Source organism: Ensifer sp. EB106-03-01-XG145, assembly GCF_058792075.1.
Genome location: NZ_JBYTEC010000010.1, coordinates 150,498 through 167,432 on the forward strand (window position 1 = coordinate 150,498; position 16,935 = coordinate 167,432).

The 16,935-nt window shown below is 62.4% G+C and carries 18 protein-coding genes; 7 read left to right on the forward strand and 11 right to left on the reverse strand.

All coding sequences use genetic code 11. The features are described 5' to 3' along the window. Window positions 1–71 precede the first annotated feature (71 nt). Window positions 72–1,589 carry a helicase HerA domain-containing protein gene (locus tag AC3WWH_RS22610; RefSeq protein ID WP_058324118.1) on the forward strand — a complete coding sequence of 506 codons (1,518 nt, stop codon included), beginning with the start codon at window positions 72–74 and terminating at the stop codon, window positions 1,587–1,589. Window positions 1,590–1,651: 62 nt separating this feature from the next. Here AC3WWH_RS22610 and AC3WWH_RS22615 read toward each other — a convergent pair whose 3' ends face one another. After that, window positions 1,652–1,987 (reverse strand): cupin domain-containing protein, encoded by a 336-nt coding sequence (locus AC3WWH_RS22615; protein ID WP_058324196.1) that lies wholly within the window; start codon window positions 1,985–1,987, stop codon window positions 1,652–1,654. Between the two features lie 118 nt (window positions 1,988–2,105). On the opposite strand from AC3WWH_RS22615, the gene AC3WWH_RS22620 reads away from it, so the two are divergent. The 5 genes from AC3WWH_RS22620 (at window position 2,106) to AC3WWH_RS22640 (ending at window position 6,399) form a co-directional block, all read left to right on the forward strand. Then, window positions 2,106–2,633 carry a MarR family winged helix-turn-helix transcriptional regulator gene (locus AC3WWH_RS22620; RefSeq protein ID WP_058324119.1) on the forward strand — a complete coding sequence of 176 codons (528 nt, stop codon included), beginning with the start codon at window positions 2,106–2,108 and terminating at the stop codon, window positions 2,631–2,633. A gap of 227 nt (window positions 2,634–2,860) precedes the next feature. Next, window positions 2,861–3,478 (forward strand): 30S ribosomal protein S4, encoded by a 618-nt coding sequence (gene rpsD / locus AC3WWH_RS22625; RefSeq protein WP_057248932.1) that lies wholly within the window; start codon window positions 2,861–2,863, stop codon window positions 3,476–3,478. A gap of 136 nt (window positions 3,479–3,614) precedes the next feature. Continuing rightward, on the forward strand, window positions 3,615–4,562 hold the full coding sequence (locus tag AC3WWH_RS22630; RefSeq protein WP_058324120.1) for a glutaminase: 948 nt from the start codon (window positions 3,615–3,617) through the stop codon (window positions 4,560–4,562). A 131-nt stretch (window positions 4,563–4,693) separates the two neighbouring features. Continuing rightward, a complete protein-coding gene (ttcA, locus tag AC3WWH_RS22635) occupies window positions 4,694–5,578 on the forward strand; it encodes a tRNA 2-thiocytidine(32) synthetase TtcA (protein WP_058324121.1) in 885 nt (294 codons plus the stop codon). Next, window positions 5,575–6,399, forward strand: a complete 825-nt coding sequence (locus AC3WWH_RS22640; RefSeq protein WP_058324122.1) for an inositol monophosphatase family protein — start codon at window positions 5,575–5,577, stop codon at window positions 6,397–6,399. Before ttcA ends, AC3WWH_RS22640 begins: the two co-directional genes overlap by 4 nt. An 80-nt stretch (window positions 6,400–6,479) precedes the next feature. On the opposite strand, the gene AC3WWH_RS22645 is transcribed toward AC3WWH_RS22640, so the two are convergent. The 8 genes from AC3WWH_RS22645 to AC3WWH_RS22680 form a co-directional block, all read right to left on the reverse strand. Then, window positions 6,480–7,772: a multidrug effflux MFS transporter gene (locus AC3WWH_RS22645; protein WP_057248936.1), complete on the reverse strand. Its 1,293-nt coding sequence runs from the start codon at window positions 7,770–7,772 to the stop codon at window positions 6,480–6,482. Window positions 7,773–7,821: 49 nt separating this feature from the next. After that, the gene (locus tag AC3WWH_RS22650) at window positions 7,822–9,060 is read right to left on the reverse strand and encodes a multidrug effflux MFS transporter (protein WP_058324123.1); all 1,239 of its coding nucleotides are present in this window, start codon (window positions 9,058–9,060) and stop codon (window positions 7,822–7,824) included. Window positions 9,061–9,522: 462 nt separating this feature from the next. Next, window positions 9,523–9,861 carry a Grx4 family monothiol glutaredoxin gene (gene grxD / locus AC3WWH_RS22655; RefSeq protein ID WP_057248938.1) on the reverse strand — a complete coding sequence of 113 codons (339 nt, stop codon included), beginning with the start codon at window positions 9,859–9,861 and terminating at the stop codon, window positions 9,523–9,525. 234 nt (window positions 9,862–10,095) lie between these two features. Then, the gene (locus tag AC3WWH_RS22660) at window positions 10,096–10,341 is read right to left on the reverse strand and encodes a hypothetical protein (RefSeq protein ID WP_057248939.1); all 246 of its coding nucleotides are present in this window, start codon (window positions 10,339–10,341) and stop codon (window positions 10,096–10,098) included. A 6-nt stretch (window positions 10,342–10,347) separates the two neighbouring features. After that, a complete protein-coding gene (locus tag AC3WWH_RS22665) occupies window positions 10,348–10,581 on the reverse strand; it encodes a BolA family protein (RefSeq protein ID WP_057248940.1) in 234 nt (77 codons plus the stop codon). 234 nt (window positions 10,582–10,815) lie between these two features. After that, a complete protein-coding gene (gene purL, locus AC3WWH_RS22670) occupies window positions 10,816–13,047 on the reverse strand; it encodes a phosphoribosylformylglycinamidine synthase subunit PurL (RefSeq protein WP_057248941.1) in 2,232 nt (743 codons plus the stop codon). 195 nt (window positions 13,048–13,242) lie between these two features. Then, window positions 13,243–13,824, reverse strand: coding sequence for an acyloxyacyl hydrolase (locus tag AC3WWH_RS22675; RefSeq protein ID WP_113398893.1), 582 nt, complete (start codon window positions 13,822–13,824; stop codon window positions 13,243–13,245). Window positions 13,825–13,916: 92 nt separating this feature from the next. Next, a complete protein-coding gene (locus AC3WWH_RS22680; protein WP_058324124.1) occupies window positions 13,917–15,335 on the reverse strand; it encodes an aminotransferase-like domain-containing protein in 1,419 nt (472 codons plus the stop codon). A gap of 82 nt (window positions 15,336–15,417) precedes the next feature. On the opposite strand from AC3WWH_RS22680, the gene AC3WWH_RS22685 reads away from it, so the two are divergent. Then, window positions 15,418–15,672 carry a DUF1127 domain-containing protein gene (locus AC3WWH_RS22685; protein WP_492377283.1) on the forward strand — a complete coding sequence of 85 codons (255 nt, stop codon included), beginning with the start codon at window positions 15,418–15,420 and terminating at the stop codon, window positions 15,670–15,672. Between the two features lie 96 nt (window positions 15,673–15,768). Here AC3WWH_RS22685 and AC3WWH_RS22690 read toward each other — a convergent pair whose 3' ends face one another. Next, window positions 15,769–16,176, reverse strand: coding sequence for a hypothetical protein (locus tag AC3WWH_RS22690; protein WP_058324125.1), 408 nt, complete (start codon window positions 16,174–16,176; stop codon window positions 15,769–15,771). 56 nt (window positions 16,177–16,232) lie between these two features. Then, window positions 16,233–16,904 (reverse strand): phosphoribosylformylglycinamidine synthase subunit PurQ, encoded by a 672-nt coding sequence (purQ, locus tag AC3WWH_RS22695; RefSeq protein WP_058324126.1) that lies wholly within the window; start codon window positions 16,902–16,904, stop codon window positions 16,233–16,235. Between the last annotated feature and the right edge of the window lie 31 nt (window positions 16,905–16,935).

The following is a 16,935-nucleotide window of genomic DNA, read 5'->3' on the forward strand; positions in this document are numbered from 1 at the left end:
CAAAAGCGTGCTAGGTGTCGCCGGCTCGGCGGTCTGCGCCCGAGCGCGAATCAATTCAGCAAGAGGTGGAAATGAAGGTCGGCATCGACATGGGAGCGACGTCCGAAGGGACATCGGCCTCGCTCGATATCGAGGAGCTTCTGGCCACCCGTCTGCTGGTGCAGGGCAATTCCGGCTCGGGCAAGTCGCACCTGTTGCGCCGGCTGCTGGAGCAATCCGCCCCCTGGGTGCAGCAATGCATCATCGATCCCGAAGGCGACTTCGTCACGCTCGCCGACAAGTTCGGCCATGTCGTCGTCGAGGGCGAGCGGACCGATGCGGAGCTGATTGGCATCGCCAACCGCATTCGCCAGCATCGCGTTTCTTGCGTGCTCTCGCTCGAAGGGCTCGATATCGAGCAGCAGATGCGCAATGCCGGCGTGTTCCTCAACGCCATGTTCGATGCCGACCGCGAGTTCTGGTATCCGGTGCTCGTCGTGGTCGACGAAGCACAGATGTTTGCGCCGTCCGTTGCCGGCGACGTCACCGAAGAGGTGCGCAAGATTTCGCTCGGCGCCATGACCAACCTGATGTGCCGCGGCCGCAAGCGCGGACTTGCCGGCGTGATTGCCACGCAGCGTCTGGCGAAACTTGCCAAGAACGTGGCGGCCGAAGCCTCCAACTTCCTGATGGGTCGTACCTTCCTCGACATCGACATGCTGCGTGCGGCCGATCTGCTCGGCATGGACCGGCGCACGGCGGAAATGTTCCGTGACCTGAAGCGCGGCTCCTTCGTCGCACTCGGCCCGGCGCTGTCGCGCAGACCGCTGAAGGTGACGATCGGCACGGTCGAGACATCGGCCCGTTCGACGAGCCCGAAGCTCATGCCGCTGCCGGAGGCGCCGCAGGACGTCGAGGATTTGATCTTCACGCCGGACCCGGACGAGTTGACCCGGCCGATCATGCGCCGCGCGGTCGCGCCGCCGCGCCCGACAACGGATATCCTCGCCGAACTATCACGCCCGCGGCCGGAAGCAGCAGCGCCAATCGAGGCGAGGCCGGTTCAGCCGGAGATGACCGCTGACGAGAAAGAAAGCCTGCTCGACAGCGTCTTCGCGGAAATCCTCACCAATCCGGAGGCGGCCTTCCGTCCCGATGCAGAACTGTTCCAGGACTTCCTGGTGCGTTGCCGCATTCGCCGCCTGCCGTCAGGTGCAGCACTTTCCCTCAGTGCCTTCCGCCGCAAGATGGCGGTTGCCCGTTCCGGTGTCGACGCCGAGACGGCGGCGACCGAGACCTGGGCGCAGGCCTTGCTGCTTGCCGATCGTGTGACCGAGGATCTGCAAGCCGTGTTCCTGATGATGGCGCAGGCCGCTGTCCGCCGCCTGCCGTGTCCTTCAGACGCGATGATCGCGCGCGCCTACGGCACGCATTCCGCGCGCCGTGCGCGCCGACTGCTTGGATATTTCGAGGAGCATGGGCTGATCGTCATCCATGCGGACTTCTCCGGCAAGCGCATCGTCGCCTTTCCGGACCTTGGCAGCGAAACCGCGCCGGGGGATGCGAACGGACCGGATATGGGCAACACGACGGCCACGGCGGCCGAGTAAGCCGCCTCCATTCCCGATTCCCGCGCCTTTGGGCTACTGTCACAGCCAAAAGCGCACGAACGCTAGAGCCAGGTCTGAACCACCCGATCCGACGCGTGGATGCAAGTCATCTGCAGCCGGCTGGTGCCAGTGTTGACGAAACGGTGCGGCGCCTCGGGATCGACGACGATGATGTCGCCGGCCTTGCCCATGATCTTTTGCTCACCGACAGTGAACTCCGCTTCGCCGGAATGCACGATCCAGGTCTCCGGATAGGGATGGACGTGAAGGGCAGGCCCCTGGCCGGGCGCTGCATCCATCAGGAACAGCGAGATGGGCGTGCCGTATTGCCCGCCTTCAAACAGGATGGTTCGGTTGGGGCTCTGCTTCTGCTCTGCACGCGGAATGACATGAAACATGCTGGCCTCCATCTCCGGTCGGCTTGGCTTCCTGCAGTGGATGAATTATCTTCACGAGAAGATATTATTCGAAACTATCTTCTCGTCAAGATATATTGATGAATTACCGAGGTGAGCAATGCAGAATGAGAACGAGGCGAGGGATCACGTCGACCGGCTGCAGGCGCAGTGGGCGGCCGAACTGCCCGACCTCAATACCGAGCCGATGACCATCCTTGGGCGCGCCTACCGCCTTTCCAACCTTGTGCGCCCGTCGATCGAGGAGACATTCTCTTCATTCGGCCTCGACCGCGGCGAGTTCGACGTGATCTCGACGCTTAGGCGTTCAGGCCCGCCTTATCGCCTGACGCCGACCGACCTCTATACATTGCTGATGATCTCGTCGGGCGGGCTCACGCATCGCCTCGACCGGCTGCAAAAGGCAGGGCTGATCGTGCGCGAACGCTCGGCATCCGATGGCCGAAGCAGCGTCGTCGGACTGACCGAGAAAGGAATAGCGCTTGCGGAAACGGCGATTCGTGCGGATATGACCAGCGAGGCGCAGTACCTCGCAGGGCTGAGCAAGGAGGATCGCGCCGCATTGGCGGCGCTCCTCAGGAAACTGCTCGTCTCGCTGGAGCGGGCCGAGGCCGTTGATCCGGCTTGAACGGATGCCGGTTTGTCACAATTTCGTTGACAATAGGGGCCGGACGCACTAAAGCCGCCTCAACGCCGGGCAGAAATGTCCGGTGTTTCATTTGACATGTCCCGTGGCTTCTCCGTCAGCGTGATCGTGAGAAACCTGTCAGAACCCCGAAAATGGGTTCAGAGGAGGGCGTGTTTCCTTGATCCGGCTTGGAAACAGGCCGGTGTAACTGTTTGAAAGGAAATGCGATGAGCAAGCGCGAATCGTCCAAGTACAAAATTGACCGCCGTATGGGCGAAAACATCTGGGGCCGTCCGAAGTCCCCGGTAAACCGCCGCGAATACGGCCCGGGCCAGCACGGCCAGCGCCGCAAGTCCAAGCTCTCGGACTTCGGTGTACAGCTGCGCGCCAAGCAGAAGCTCAAGGGCTACTACGGCGACATCCGCGAGAAGCAGTTCCGCGCGATCTTCGCTGAAGCTTCCCGCCGCAAGGGCGACACCCCGGAAAACCTGATCGGCCTGCTCGAGTCGCGTCTCGACGCGATCGTCTACCGCGCCAAGTTCGTTCCGACGGTCTTCGCTGCCCGTCAGTTCGTCAACCACGGCCACGTCAAGGTCAACGGCGTCCGCGTCAACATCGGTTCCTACCGTTGCAAGCCGGGCGACGTTATCGAAGTCAAGGAAAAGTCCAAGCAGCTCGTAACCGTTCTGGAATCGGTTTCGCTCGCTGAGCGCGACGTTCCGGACTACATCGAAGCCGACCACAACAAGATGGTTGCGACCTTCGTCCGCGTTCCGGGCCTCTCTGACGTTCCGTACCCGGTCGTCATGGAACCGCACCTGGTCGTCGAATTCTATTCGCGTTAATCCGGGGCTCACGCCTTGTGACGTATCGAAAACCGCCCGGAAACGGGCGGTTTTTTTGTCGGTAGCGATTACCGTGGCGCTGCCGTCCATGGCGCGATTTCATCCCTTCGACAGGCGATGAGTGAGAGGGAAGCCGATGCCTGAGCAGAACGCTCCGCAAGACTTGCAAGCGATCATCGACGATATCCATCGGGAACTGAGCCCGCGGTTCGGCCAGGGCAAGGTTGCCGACTACATCCCACAGCTCGCGCGCGTCGACGCCAAGCATTTCGGCATGGCGATCGTGACCACCGACGGCAAGCTCTACCGGGTCGGCGATGCCGAAGTGCCGTTTTCGATCCAGAGCGTCTCCAAGGTGTTCACGCTGACGCTGGCACTCGGCAAACATGGCGAGAACATCTGGCACCGTGTCGGCCGCGAGCCATCCGGTTCGGCCTTCAACTCCATCGTCCAGCTCGAGCAGGAAGGCGGCAAGCCGCGCAATCCCTTCATCAACGCCGGCGCCATCACCATCAGCGACCTGATCCTCGCCGGCCATACGCCGCGGGAACTGATCGGCGAAATCGTGCAGTTCATCCGTTACCTTGCCGACGACGACGAGATCGTCATCGACCACGAAGTTGCGCGTTCGGAGACGGCTACCGGCTACCGGAACTTCGCGCTCGCCAATTTCATGCGCTCCTTCGGCAAGCTCGACCATCCGGTGGAGCATGTACTCGGCGTCTATTTCCACCATTGCGCATTGGCGATGACCTGCAGCCAGCTGGCCAAGGCCGGGCTGTTTCTGGCCGCTGGCGGCAGCAATCCGCTGACGGGCCATAACGTCGTCTCGCGACAGCGGGCGCGGCGCATCAACGCGCTGATGCTGACCTGCGGCCACTATGACGGCTCGGGCGATTTTGCCTACCGCGTCGGCCTGCCGGGCAAGAGCGGCGTGGGTGGCGGAATTCTGGCGGTGGCGCCTGGCAAGGCGTCGGTTGCCGTCTGGTCTCCTGGTCTCAACGAAAACGGCAACTCGCTGCTCGGCTCGCTGGCGCTTGAGATGCTGGCAGCGCGCACCGGCTGGTCGGTCTTCGGGTCCTAGGACCTTCTGCGGCATCGCAACCAGCACAATCCGGCCGATTTCCCTTGATCTTGACGGCCGGAGCGGGCAAGTGCAGGCCAAGATTTGCCGGGCGCGGGTTGCGCCCGTGCCTGCCGCACAGGATCCCCGCCATGGACCTTTCGCTTAACGTGTCGCAAGACCAGGCCGAAACCACTTTCGATGAGGGCGAGATCGACGCCGGCACGCATCCGCTGTTCAGCCGCATGCCGTCCTCCGTCTCGTTCAACAAGCTGCGCAAGCGCCTGCTGCGCCAGACACGGCAGGCGCTCGACGACTTCGGCATGCTGAAGGGCGCGAAGCGCTGGCTGATCGGCCTTTCCGGCGGCAAGGACAGCTACAGCCTGTTGGCGCTGCTGATGGACCTGCAATGGCGCGGATTGCTGCCGGTAGAACTGATCGCCTGCAATCTCGACCAGGGCCAACCGAACTTCCCGAAGCATATCCTGCCGGAATATCTTCAATCGATCGGCGTCAAGCACCGCATCGAGTATCGCGACACCTATTCGATCGTGAAGGAAAAGGTACCGACGGGGGCGACCTACTGTTCGCTCTGTTCGCGGCTGCGCCGCGGCAACCTCTATCGCATTGCGCGCGAAGAGGGGTGCGACGCACTGGTGCTCGGCCACCACCGCGAGGACATCCTCGAAACCTTCTTCATGAACTTCTTCCATGGTGGCCGGCTCGCCTCGATGCCGGCGAAGCTGCTGAACGACGAAGGCGATCTGATGTTGCTTCGCCCGCTCGCCTATGCGGCCGAGGACGATCTTTCCAAGTTTGCCTCCGCGATGGAGTTTCCGATCATCCCTTGCGACCTTTGCGGCTCGCAGGACGGTCTCGAGCGCAACGCCATGAAGGCGATGCTGGCCGATATCGAGCGGCGCATGCCCGGCCGCAAGGACACGATGCTGCGCGCGCTCGGTCACGTGAACCCGTCGCATCTGCTCGATCCCAAGCTGTTCGATTTCCTGTCCCTTACACCGGAGCCCAAAGAATGAGCCATTCCGTTGACATCGCCGGCCTTGCCAACCTCCTGCAGGAAGCGGCGGTCAAAGAGATCCTGCCGCGGTTCCGCAATCTTGATGCAGGCGATGTCCGGATGAAGTCGGAAGCGATCGATCTCGTGACCGAAGGCGACGAGGCGGCCGAACGGCTGATCAAGTCACGTATCGAAGAGGTGGCACCGGGCGCTCTGTTCGTCGGCGAAGAATCGGTCGCGGCCGATCCGACCCTTCTCGACAAGCTCAACGAGGCCGATCTCGCCGTCGTCGTCGACCCGATCGACGGCACCTTCAACTTCGCCGCTGGCCTGCCGCTCTTCGGCGTGATGGCGAGCGTGGTCTCCAAGGGCGAAACGGTCGCCGGCATCATCTACGATCCGCTCGGCAATGACTGGGTGATCGCGGAGAAGGGATCGGGCGCCTGGATGTGCCGCCCTGACGGCTCGCAGGAGCGTATGTCGGTGACGGCGGGCGTACCGCTCGAAGCCATGGTCGGTGGCGCCTCGACAGGCTTTTATCAGCAGGAAGCACGGCGTGAAGTCATGGCCAATATGGCCAAGGTGCGTATGGCCACCAGCTACCGCTGCGCGGCCCACGAATACCGCATCTTCGCCGCCGGGCATCTGCACTTCCTGATGTACCAGAAGCTGATGCCCTGGGATCACTTGGCGGGAACGCTGATTTCGCAGGAAGCCGGTGCCTATGCGGCCCGCTTCGACGGTTCGCCCTATCTGCCTGCCCATCTCAACGGCGGCCTGCTGCTCGCGACCGACAAGGAGAGCTGGGAGACGCTTCGCCGCGAGGTCTTCACGGTCTAAGCCGTTCGAAGCCGACAGCAAATGAAAAGCCCGCCCGGATCGCTCCAGGCGGGCTTTCTTTTTTGCCATACGGCCGCCGGTTACATGTGGCCGCCGCCGTGATCCATGGTGACGTCCTTGTCGCCAGGATGGGTGAAGAGCTTACCCTTCTCGGCCCAGAGCGTCGCCAGAACCGTCAGGATGCCGAAGAGGGCGAAGCCGCCGAAGAGCGGCTGCAGCGTACCGTTGAAGAGCTGGCCGACGGTGCCGCCGATCAAGGCGCCACCGGTGGTCGAGACAAAGCCGGTGATCGCCGTCGCCGTGCCGGCAAGGTGCCCCATCGGCTCCAGGCTGATCGCGGTGAAGTTCGTCGCGATCACCGCAAAGAACATCAGGAGCACCGAGAACATCAGGTAGCTGACGACGAAGGCCGGCGTGCCGGAGAGCGACATCACGAAGCCGACGACCGAAAGCAGCGTGAACAGGATCATCGAGACGTGCGAGATCCGGCGCATGCCGAAGCTGCGGACGAAGAAGCCGTTGGCGAAGTTCGCGACCGCGATGCCGCCGGCCGTGCCGGCAAAGGCGATCGGCAGCCAGTCACCGAGGCCATAGACCTCGCCGAAGATCTGCTGGACCGTGACGATGTAGGCGCAGATGACCGCGGTGAAGAGCGTCATGCCGATCATGTAGCCGCAGGTGATGCGGTTGGTGAGAACGGTCTTGAAACCCGACGCGACTGCGCCGACGGAGAGCGGCATGCGCTCCTCGCGCGGCAGGGACTCCTTCATGCGGGAAAAGGCCCAGACGAACAGGATCGCGCCGATGACGCCGATCAGGATGAAGATCCAGTGCCAGTTGGCATAAAGGATCACGAGTTGGCCGATCGAGGGCGCAACGATCGGCACGATCATGAAGACGATCATGACATAGGACATCACACGCGCCATCTCGCGGCCGCCGAAGCAGTCGCGCACGATCGCCATGGTGGTGATGCGGATCGCGGCCGCGCCGATGCCCTGAATGAAACGCAGGATGAGCAGCGTCTCGAAGCTCTGGGTGAGGGCGGCCGCAAACATCGACACGGTGAAGAAGGCGAGGCCGCCGAGCAGCACGCGGCGACGGCCGAAGGCATCCGAAAGGCTGCCGAAGAAGATCTGCGAAATGCCGAAGCCGAGGAAGAAGACGCCGATCACCAGCTGGCTATCATTGGTGTTGGCGACATTCAGCGACTGGCCGATCGCCGGCAGCGCCGGCAGCATGCTATCGATGGCGATGGCGACACTCGCCGTCATGACGGCGATGGTGATGATGAACTCGACGATGCCCATGTTGAGGCGCTGAGCCCCGGAAACCCCGTCGATATGTTCGGATTGATTGGTGATGGTGGTCATTGGATGAGCCCGTAAATTCTTCAAAAATGAGGACTGGCCGGTTCTGGGATCAACCGGCCGGCTGATGGTGCGGTTTGAAGAGCTTGCCGCGTTCGGCAATCAGAACGAACACGAGACCGATCGCGGCGACAGTGAAGTAGCCAGTGGCGAGCGGCGTTGCGGTGCCGTCGAAGGACTGGCCGATGAAGGCTCCAATCACGCTTCCGCCGATCGTCTGCATGAATCCGAGAACCGAGGAGGCAGTTCCGGCAACATGGCCGAGCGGCTCCATGGCCATGGCGTTGAAGTTCGGCGCGATCAGCCCGAACTGGAACATCGTGGCGCAGTAGAGGACCACGAAGACCGGGAAGGGCAGCGGCGCATAGAGCGAGGCCGACATCCAGACGAAGCTCGCCAGCGTGAAGCCGATGAGTGCCGCATGGGATAGCGGCCGCATGCCGAAGCGGCGGACAAGGCGGGAATTGGTGAAGGAAGCGACCGCCATCATACTGGCAAAGGCGGCGAAGACAAGCGGAAACCACACGCCGAGGTCGTAGACGCCGACGAGCACCTGCTGCGCCGAGTTGATGAAGCCGAACAGTGCACCAAGGATCACCGAGGTCGCGAGCGTGTAAAGCAGCGACACCCGGTTCGTCAGCACCATGCGGAAACCGCTGAGGATGACCGCCGGCGTGAAGGCGCGGCGATGGGCCGGATCGAGCGTCTCGCCGAGTTTCGACACGACGATTGCAATGTTCATCACGGCATAGAGTGCGACGACGACAAAGATCATGTGCCAATCGGCAAGGCTGATGATGAGTTGGCCGATCGAAGGCGCCACAACTGGCACGATCATGAACACCATCATGACCAGAGACATGACCTCAGCCATCTGTCGGCCGCCATAGACGTCGCGGACGATCGAGATGGTGATGACGCGCGTCGCCGCAGCACCGGCGCCCTGCACGAAGCGCAGCGCCAGCATGAGGCCGAAGCTCGGTACGATCGCGATCGCCAGCGCGCAGAGCGCATAGAGGGCAAGGCCGGCAATCAGCGGTGGCTTACGCCCGAAGCGATCCGAAAGCGGGCCGAAGAACAGCTGTGCCACCCCCATGCCGAGCAGATAGGCGGTGATGATGTACTGCCGCTCATTTTCAGAGGCGACGCCGAGGCTGGCTCCGATCTGCTGCAGACCTGGCAACATGATGTCAATCGAGATGGCGTTGGTTGCCATCAGCATGGCCATCAGCGCGATGAACTGGAATTTCGTGACCCCGGGCCGGGCGTCTTCGTTGGTCGTGCTGGTCATTTGCAAAAAGTCCTAGCGGCGCACCGGGCGCAAGCGAAACAGGTTGGTCCGGAGCAAATCCGGAAAAGAAGGGTGTCGGCTGACGCCATGCCAGCAGACATATCGAATTTGAGCGGGGGCAACCGGGGCGATTGGAAACCAACCGCACGGACCGGGCCGGCATGAAGCGAAGGAAGCGTCGAGCGGCAGGGACCGGACTTTCCGGGCGCCAAGGGGGCGAGGCGAGAACCTCTACAGGCAGCTTATGCCGAACGATCGCAACCGATTCATGACAGGCCGGACATCCGGCCCTTCGCTCCCCGAAGGAAGCGCGCTCTGAACGTATCTTGGCGGCACCTGCGCGAATCGCACGCGCAAGTCCTTCTGAAGGACAACGAAAATTAGGCGATGCGGAATTACGGCCAGAATCAAAAAAGGCGGTTGCCCGCCTTCTCCGAAAGATCGGGACGAGGCATCCTTAGATCAGGCGGCGGCGCCCTTGACGGCAACGCCCTGCGCCTCAAGGTGAGACTGCAGTTCTCCGGCCTGGAACATTTCACGCACGATGTCGCAACCGCCGACGAATTCGCCCTTGACGTAGAGCTGCGGGATCGTCGGCCAGTTGGAGTAATCCTTGATGCCCTGGCGCAGGTCAGCATCGGCGAGCACGTTGACGCCCTTGTAGTCGACACCGATGTAGTCGAGAATCTGGACAACCTGACCGGAGAAGCCGCACTGCGGGAACTGCGGCGTACCCTTCATGAAGAGCACCACATCGTTTGTCTTGACTTCGTTGTCGATGAATTCGTGAATTCCGCTCATCTCGTCTTCCTTCCTGCGCCGGCTTCAAGGGCCGGATATCGATTGGGTTCTAGATAGCATGCATATTGGTGATTTTCACCACCCAATCGCAACAAATATTGATGGGCCTCAAGATGTGGTTTTATTACCACTACAGCGCCGCGCGTCTTCTCAGGCGCGCAAAGGTCGCTGTAGCACTTTGATTTTCTGCATGTTTTCGTCCATAAATCCGCGACGAGTTAAGGAAACATGCAGTCAAGCGGTGCGGCGCCGGGTCTTGCTGCGCGCCGCAGCCGTTTTGCGACGGCTGACCTGCTTCTTGGCCGGCTTGCGAATGGCCGCTTCGAGGATATCCGCGAGGATGCCGCCGCCGGACGAAGTCGTCCGCGTCCGGCGCTTTGTCCGCTTGGTCGAGGTTCGCTTGACGCCGGTCTTCTTGAGGATTTCCTTCAATGCACTGTCAACGACGCCGCTGACGAGTTCCTTGATCAGGTCAGCCATTCCGGCTTACTCCGGCGCGCTCGTCTGCAGGGCGAGGGCGTGTAGAACACCGCCCATGTTGCCCTTGAGTGCGTTGTAGACCATCTGGTGCTGCTGCACGCGGGTCTTGCCACGAAACGCCTCGGCCACGACTTCGGCGGCATAGTGGTCGCCGTCACCGGCCAGATCGCGGATCGTGACCTTGGCACCGGGAATCCCTGCCTTGATCATGTCTTCGATGTCGCCTGGTGTCATGGGCATGATACGCCAACTCCCTTTTTATTCTGCAACGTCAGCAGCCTGCCGACGCCATCCATGAAATTAGGGAACCACGATTCAGGGGCGGAACGCAATTGCTGAATTGGGTGAGGGCGGCCAGTTGCTGGCGCCGGTACGATCAGATGATCACGCTTGATCGCGTCCCCAGATGACACCTTTCGAGGCATGCGAAGAGCCAGACGGGAGCCGCCGATCAGCGGCTCCCGTCGTCGTTTCTCAGTTCTCGGGAGCGAGATCGCCCTGCATGAATTCCGGGAACCAGCCTTCGTGGGTCGAGCGCAGCTCAGCGACCGAAACCGCCCTGGCATCGCCGAGCTTGACGGCATCGCCAGCGGTCTTGCCGATGACGGGCAGGGCAACGCCTGCGGCCTTAGCGCGGGCGGTAACCGCGTCGAGTGCGCCAGCGGCAACAGTTACGACGTAGCGGCCCTGATCTTCGCCATAGAAGGTCGCGATCGGGTCGTGACCGGCGACGGCATCAACCGTGGCGCCAATGCCCGAGGCCATCGCCATTTCGGCGACCGCAAGCGCCAGGCCACCCGACGAGCAATCGTGAACGGCCGTCACGAGGCCATCGACGATGAGGCCGCGGACGAAATCGCCCACCTTGCGTTCATGCGCCAGATCGACATGCGGCGCCGGACCGTCGGTGCGGCCGTGAACGTCTCGCATGTAGACCGACTGGGCGATGTGGGTGCCCAGGCCAACAGGTGCACCGGCAAGCAGGATCGTTTCGCCTTCCGCAGCAAAGCGGATGCGCGCCATCTTCGACCAGTCCTTGATCAGGCCAACGCCGCCGATCGTTGGGGTCGGCAGGATCCCTTGGCCATTGGTCTCGTTGTAGAGCGAGACGTTGCCGGAAACGATCGGAAAGTCGAGCGCGGTGCATGCTTCGCCGATGCCCTTGATGGCATGGACCAGCTGGCTCATGATTTCCGGGCGTTCCGGGTTGCCGAAGTTGAGGTTGTCGGTGGCTGCCAGCGGCAGCGCGCCGGTTGCCGTCAGGTTGCGCCAGCATTCGGCGACCGCCTGCTTGCCGCCTTCGAACGGATCGGCTTCGACGTAACGCGGCGTTACGTCGGAGGAGAAGGCCAGCGCCTTGGAGACGTGACCCTCGACGCGCACGACGCCAGCGTCACCGCCCGGAAGCTGCAGCGAGTTGCCCTGGATCAGGGTGTCGTACTGTTCGTAGACCCAGCGGCGCGAGGAGTTGTTGGCCGAACCGACGAGCTTCACGAGTGCGTCGGCGACGTCAGCAGCCGGGATGTCGTTGGTTGCCAGCGGAGTCGAGGTCTTGGCAGGGGTCCAGGGACGATCGTATTCCGGCGCTTCGTCGCCCAGTTCCTTGATCGGCAGGTTCGCCACTTCTTCGCCCTGGTGCAGGATGCGGAAGCGCAGATCGTCTGTGGTCTTGCCGACGATGGCAAAGTCGAGGCCCCACTTGACGAAGATCGCCTTGGCGACTTCTTCCTTGGCGGGCTCCAACACCATGAGCATGCGCTCCTGGCTTTCCGACAGCATCATCTCGTAAGCGGTCATGCGTTCTTCGCGAACGGGAACGCTATCAAGGTTGAGCTCGATGCCGAGGTCGCCCTTGGCGCCCATTTCGACGGCCGAGCAGGTGAGGCCGGCCGCACCCATGTCCTGGATGGCGATGACGGCGCCGGTCTGCATCAGCTCGAGGCAGGCTTCAAGCAGGCACTTTTCGGTGAAGGGGTCGCCGACCTGGACGGTCGGGCGCTTTTCTTCGATCGACTCGTCAAACTCGGCCGAGGCCATGGTCGCGCCACCAACACCGTCGCGGCCGGTCTTGGCGCCGAGATAGACGACGGGGAGACCCACGCCTTCGGCCTTGGAGTAGAAGATCGCATCGCTCTTGGCGAGGCCGGCGGCAAAGGCGTTGACGAGAATGTTGCCGTTGTAGCGGGCGTCGAACTCGACTTCGCCGCCGACGGTCGGAACGCCGAAGGAATTGCCATAGCCGCCGACGCCGGCAACGACGCCGGAAACGAGGTGGCGGGTCTTCGGATGATCAGGCGCGCCGAAGCGGAGCGCATTCATCGCAGCAACCGGACGGGCGCCCATGGTGAAGACGTCGCGCAGGATGCCGCCGACGCCGGTCGCAGCGCCCTGGTAGGGCTCGATATAGGACGGGTGGTTGTGGCTCTCCATCTTGAAGACGACGCAGTCGCCATCATCGATATCGACCACGCCGGCGTTTTCGCCCGGCCCCTGGATGACGCGCGGGCCTTTGGTCGGCAGCGTGCGCAGCCACTTCTTCGAGGACTTGTAGGAGCAGTGCTCGTTCCACATCGCCGAAAAGATGCCGAGCTCGGTGAAAGTCGGCTCGCGCCCGATCAGGCTCAGGATGCGCTCGTATTCGTCGGGCTTCAGCCCGTGCGATGCGATGAGGTCCGGGGTGATGGGGCGGGTGTTCGAAATCGTCATCGTCGACCGTCAAATCCTTCGGGCGGCGCGCAATCCACTTAAGAGGAATATGGCGCGTGCGAACCGCAACAGACACAGGGAGCGCTTTGCGGCTTCTTTAGCCTATGCTGCGGCGCGGCGCGACAGAAAAATACGGGCGATCAACAGCGGTTGACGCCCGTATAAGCTTTGCAGAAGGCAGTGCGGCGACCAGCGTCAGAACTTGTAGCCGAGCGCAAGGCCGGCGCGTGTCAGGCCGTTGTTCGGACCGTCGCACAGATTGGCATGCGAAGCATGTTCCACGGTCGCCGAGACGTTCCAGTGCTCGTCGAGGCGGACGCCAGCAGCGGCGTATTCGCGGAAGAGAAGGCGGCAGCCGAGTTGGGGACCGGAACCATTGGGGTCATCGAGGTCGCCGTCATGAATCGTGCCGCCGGCGCCGAATTCGACAAACAGGCGCTGGGTCATGTCGAAGGTCCAGCTCAAACCGCCATAGGCCTGATTGACCCCGTTAGACGACGTCGCAACCGCCGCGCCGGTATAGACCCGTGGGCGCAGCAGTTTTTCGCCGAGGTCGGTCGCCCCATCGGCGTCGAACGGGTCGAAGTACACGGTGAATGACGGAAAGACCCCGTCTTCCTGTTTATCGCCGGCAGCGATCGACGTCGTCACGCCGAAGCGCATTTCGTCGAAAACGCCGTCCGCGGCAAGGGCCGGGGCGGCGGAGGTCAACGTGGTCGTGGCGAGAAAAAGATATGCGATGCGACGCGACGAGGCGGGGCTGAACGGTAGCGGCATGCGGAATCCTTAAAGGCGAATCATATGCGCAAAACTGCTAAAGTAGTATGTTGCGCAAGCTTGCCCGAAAGTCACCCCGAGGATTTCTGTAGTCACTCAAAACTATCGTAGCCCGCCCGGCCGCTGTCGAGCAGCCGCTTCAGCGCCTGAAAACCTGCTCTTACCTGGGCTCGGTCCGGCGGCGAGGAAAAACCGATGCGAATGCGGTGGAAGACGCGGTCGGTTCGTCCGGCCTTGAACTCGTCCTCGTCGTCGACGAGCACGCCCTCCTGCAGGGCAGCCTGCTTGAAGGTGCCGGAGAGCCAGGGGTCGGGCAGCTTCATCCAGAGGAACGGAATACAGGGGTGCGAGGTGAACTCGATGCCTTCGAAGATTTCGCGGGCCATCGCCTCGCGGGCGCGCACCTCTTCAATGCCCTTGCTGCGCAGGATTGCAGCCGAACCGGAAAGCACGAGGCGCGCGCAGAGCTCAGCCAGGATGAACGGCAAACCGCCGCTCACCATCTTGTGGGCAATGCGGATACGTTGGCTGAAATGCGGAGGGCAGGCGACCCAGCCGCCGCGGACACCGGCAGCGACCGACTTCGAAAGACCGCCAACCAGGAAGGTGCGTTCCGGCGCAAGCTCCGCCAAGAGCGGCGTCTGATCACCGGTCATGGCGCCATAGAGATCGTCCTCAACGAGCCAGACGCCATATTTGCGGGCGATGTCGGCGATCGCCTGGCGGCGCGCGAGCGGCATGACGGCGACGGTCGGATTCTGTGCGCTGGGCATCAGGAACGCGAGCTTCGGATGTTGCTGCGCGCAGACGCGCTCGAAATCCTCGGGGATCATGCCAAACTCGTCGCTTTCGACCAGCGTCGTCCGGCGGCCGACCAGGCCGGCGCTGCGGCTCACCTGCGAATAGGTGAGCGTCTCGAAGGCGATACGGTCGCCAGGCGCGGTAACCGCAGTGATGACGGCAACCACGCCCGCATGGGCACCGAGCGTCGGCACGATGTTTTCCGGCTTCGGGCGGAAGCCGCCGCGCGCCAGCCATAGGCAACCCGCCTCGAACCAGTGATCCGGGAAGTTGCGGGCGTAGCTTGCAATGTCCGCATGGTGGTCGTGACTGATCTCGCCAAGCACCTCGCTCAAGACCGTGCCTTGGCCGATATCGGGTGCAGCTGTGCTGTCGAACCTCAACTTGCCGGCAGGCGCCACAAGCGGCCGGGTGCCGGCGAGCGAGGTCGTCAGCGGATCCGCCTGCTCCGGCGGACGGCTTTCGGGATGATCTAGTACATAGGTGCCGCGACCGACTTCACCGCTCACAAGTCCGCGTTCGCGGACGATGTTATAGGCGCGTCCAATCGTGCCGATTGTCACGCCGATGTCGTAGGCGAGGTTGCGCTGCGGTGGCAATTTGGCGCCGACGGGCAGGGCGCCGTTGCCAATTGCCTGTTCGATCTGGTCGGCAATCCGCGCATAAAGCGGACCGTGACCCTGCTGAATGTCCGGGAGCCAATTTGTCATAGTGACAATTCTTTAGATTACAGCGCGGAATATGTCAATTATCACCAATACAGCGATAGCAATCGCTGCATTGGGGTTATCAATGAGTACAATCGATACAATTTGTTTGTCCCGCTCGGAAGCGAAGTCCGTCGAACGCACCAGCACATTGTTTGGTGGCGACTATTCAGAGGAACGCGAAAGCGTACTGAAGCGCCTATGGGGGCTCTATTGCAAGCTGGCAGCGAAGCGACGCGGTCGTCTGGCGCTCGGGGAAATGAGCAATTGGCAACTCAGGGATATCGGTGTTTCCGAGAAGGACGCGCGCCAGGAATCGACTGTCCCGTTCTGGCGCTAGCCTTTCGGGCAAGAACCACTCAAGAACAATACAAAAGGGCCGGCGCATCGCTGAGGTGCACCGGCCCTTGGATCAATTCGCCAATTCGACTGAGGTCTACTTGCAGCCCTGTCCGCCGGCAGCCCAGCGCTTGATATCGGCGGCCATGCGCGTGCCGACGGGTTCGCTCATTAACGGTCCGAAGGCCTGCAGGCGTGCCGGGTTGCCCTCAGCCTGAACGACGGCGAGCGGGCGTGCTTCCGGCGATTTGCGCGGCACGATCAGTATGCGCGGGCGGCCGGAGAAGGAATTAAGCTCCGGCGCCAGGCGATAGGACTTGAACTCGGAATCGCCCGATTTGAACCAGCAGCCGTTGGCGCCAAGCGCCACGCGCTCCATGGTCGGCAGTGCAGCCGTGTTCGGGCTCGGTGCCGGCGGCTTCGGCGATTGGCACGAAGCGAGAAGGGTCAGGCCAAACGTTGCGCAGGCAAGGCCGGCCAGGCGTGCAGGGACAAATGAAGGCATCGACGGTCTCGCTCGCATTTGGGGGGTCGGTCGGATGCCTTCTATCAGCCGGATGGTTAAGCGGCGATTACTTCGAGCGCCGAAGCGAAGAGGCCGCGGCCGTCGGAGCCGCCATGCGCCGCTTCGATCAGGTTTTCCGGATGCGGCATCATGCCGAGCACGTTGCCCTCGGCATTCATCACGCCGGCGATATCGTTCATCGAGCCGTTCGGGTTGGTGCCTTCGGCATAGCGGAACACCACCTGGCCATTGCCTTCGATCGTCTTCAGCGTCTCGGCATCGGCGAAGTAGTTGCCGTCGTGGTGGGCGACCGGCGAGCGGATGATCTGGCCCTTCGAATAGGCGCGGGTGAAGTCGGTCTCGGCATTGACCACTTCGAGCTTGATCTCGCGGCAGACGAACTTGAGCGAGGCATTGCGCATCAGCGCGCCTGGCAGGAGGCCGGCCTCGACGAGGATCTGGAAGCCGTTGCAGACGCCGAGAACCTTGACGCCCTTTTCCGCCTTGGCCTTGATCGCCTGCATGACCGGCATGCGCGCTGCGATCGCGCCACAGCGCAGATAGTCGCCATAGGAGAAGCCGCCCGGGATGACGATCAGATCGACATCGGGGATATCCGTTTCCGTCTGCCAGACGGTGACCGGAGCCTTGCCGGAAATCTTGGTGAGGGCCGCGATCATGTCGCGGTCGCGGTTGAGGCCCGGAAGCTGAACGACGGCTGACTTCATATCTCTGTCTCCGTTAGCGGCGAGATCAAAT

Coding starts and splice junctions, on each gene's coding strand:
- AC3WWH_RS22640 (WP_058324122.1), top strand. CDS start 5,575: ATGAGCCATTCCGTTGACATCGCCGGCCTTGCCAACCTCCTGCAGGAA.
- AC3WWH_RS22665 (WP_057248940.1), bottom strand. CDS start 10,581: ATGCCCATGACACCAGGCGACATCGAAGACATGATCAAGGCAGGGATT.
- AC3WWH_RS22660 (WP_057248939.1), bottom strand. CDS start 10,341: ATGGCTGACCTGATCAAGGAACTCGTCAGCGGCGTCGTTGACAGTGCA.
- AC3WWH_RS22685 (WP_492377283.1), top strand. CDS start 15,418: ATGAGTACAATCGATACAATTTGTTTGTCCCGCTCGGAAGCGAAGTCC.
- AC3WWH_RS22645 (WP_057248936.1), bottom strand. CDS start 7,772: ATGACCACCATCACCAATCAATCCGAACATATCGACGGGGTTTCCGGG.
- rpsD (WP_057248932.1), top strand. CDS start 2,861: ATGAGCAAGCGCGAATCGTCCAAGTACAAAATTGACCGCCGTATGGGC.
- purL (WP_057248941.1), bottom strand. CDS start 13,047: ATGACGATTTCGAACACCCGCCCCATCACCCCGGACCTCATCGCATCG.
- ttcA (WP_058324121.1), top strand. CDS start 4,694: ATGGACCTTTCGCTTAACGTGTCGCAAGACCAGGCCGAAACCACTTTC.
- AC3WWH_RS22610 (WP_058324118.1), top strand. CDS start 72: ATGAAGGTCGGCATCGACATGGGAGCGACGTCCGAAGGGACATCGGCC.
- AC3WWH_RS22620 (WP_058324119.1), top strand. CDS start 2,106: ATGCAGAATGAGAACGAGGCGAGGGATCACGTCGACCGGCTGCAGGCG.
- AC3WWH_RS22650 (WP_058324123.1), bottom strand. CDS start 9,060: ATGACCAGCACGACCAACGAAGACGCCCGGCCCGGGGTCACGAAATTC.
- grxD (WP_057248938.1), bottom strand. CDS start 9,861: ATGAGCGGAATTCACGAATTCATCGACAACGAAGTCAAGACAAACGAT.
- AC3WWH_RS22615 (WP_058324196.1), bottom strand. CDS start 1,987: ATGTTTCATGTCATTCCGCGTGCAGAGCAGAAGCAGAGCCCCAACCGA.
- AC3WWH_RS22680 (WP_058324124.1), bottom strand. CDS start 15,335: ATGACAAATTGGCTCCCGGACATTCAGCAGGGTCACGGTCCGCTTTAT.
- AC3WWH_RS22630 (WP_058324120.1), top strand. CDS start 3,615: ATGCCTGAGCAGAACGCTCCGCAAGACTTGCAAGCGATCATCGACGAT.
- AC3WWH_RS22690 (WP_058324125.1), bottom strand. CDS start 16,176: ATGCCTTCATTTGTCCCTGCACGCCTGGCCGGCCTTGCCTGCGCAACG.
- purQ (WP_058324126.1), bottom strand. CDS start 16,904: ATGAAGTCAGCCGTCGTTCAGCTTCCGGGCCTCAACCGCGACCGCGAC.
- AC3WWH_RS22675 (WP_113398893.1), bottom strand. CDS start 13,824: ATGCCGCTACCGTTCAGCCCCGCCTCGTCGCGTCGCATCGCATATCTT.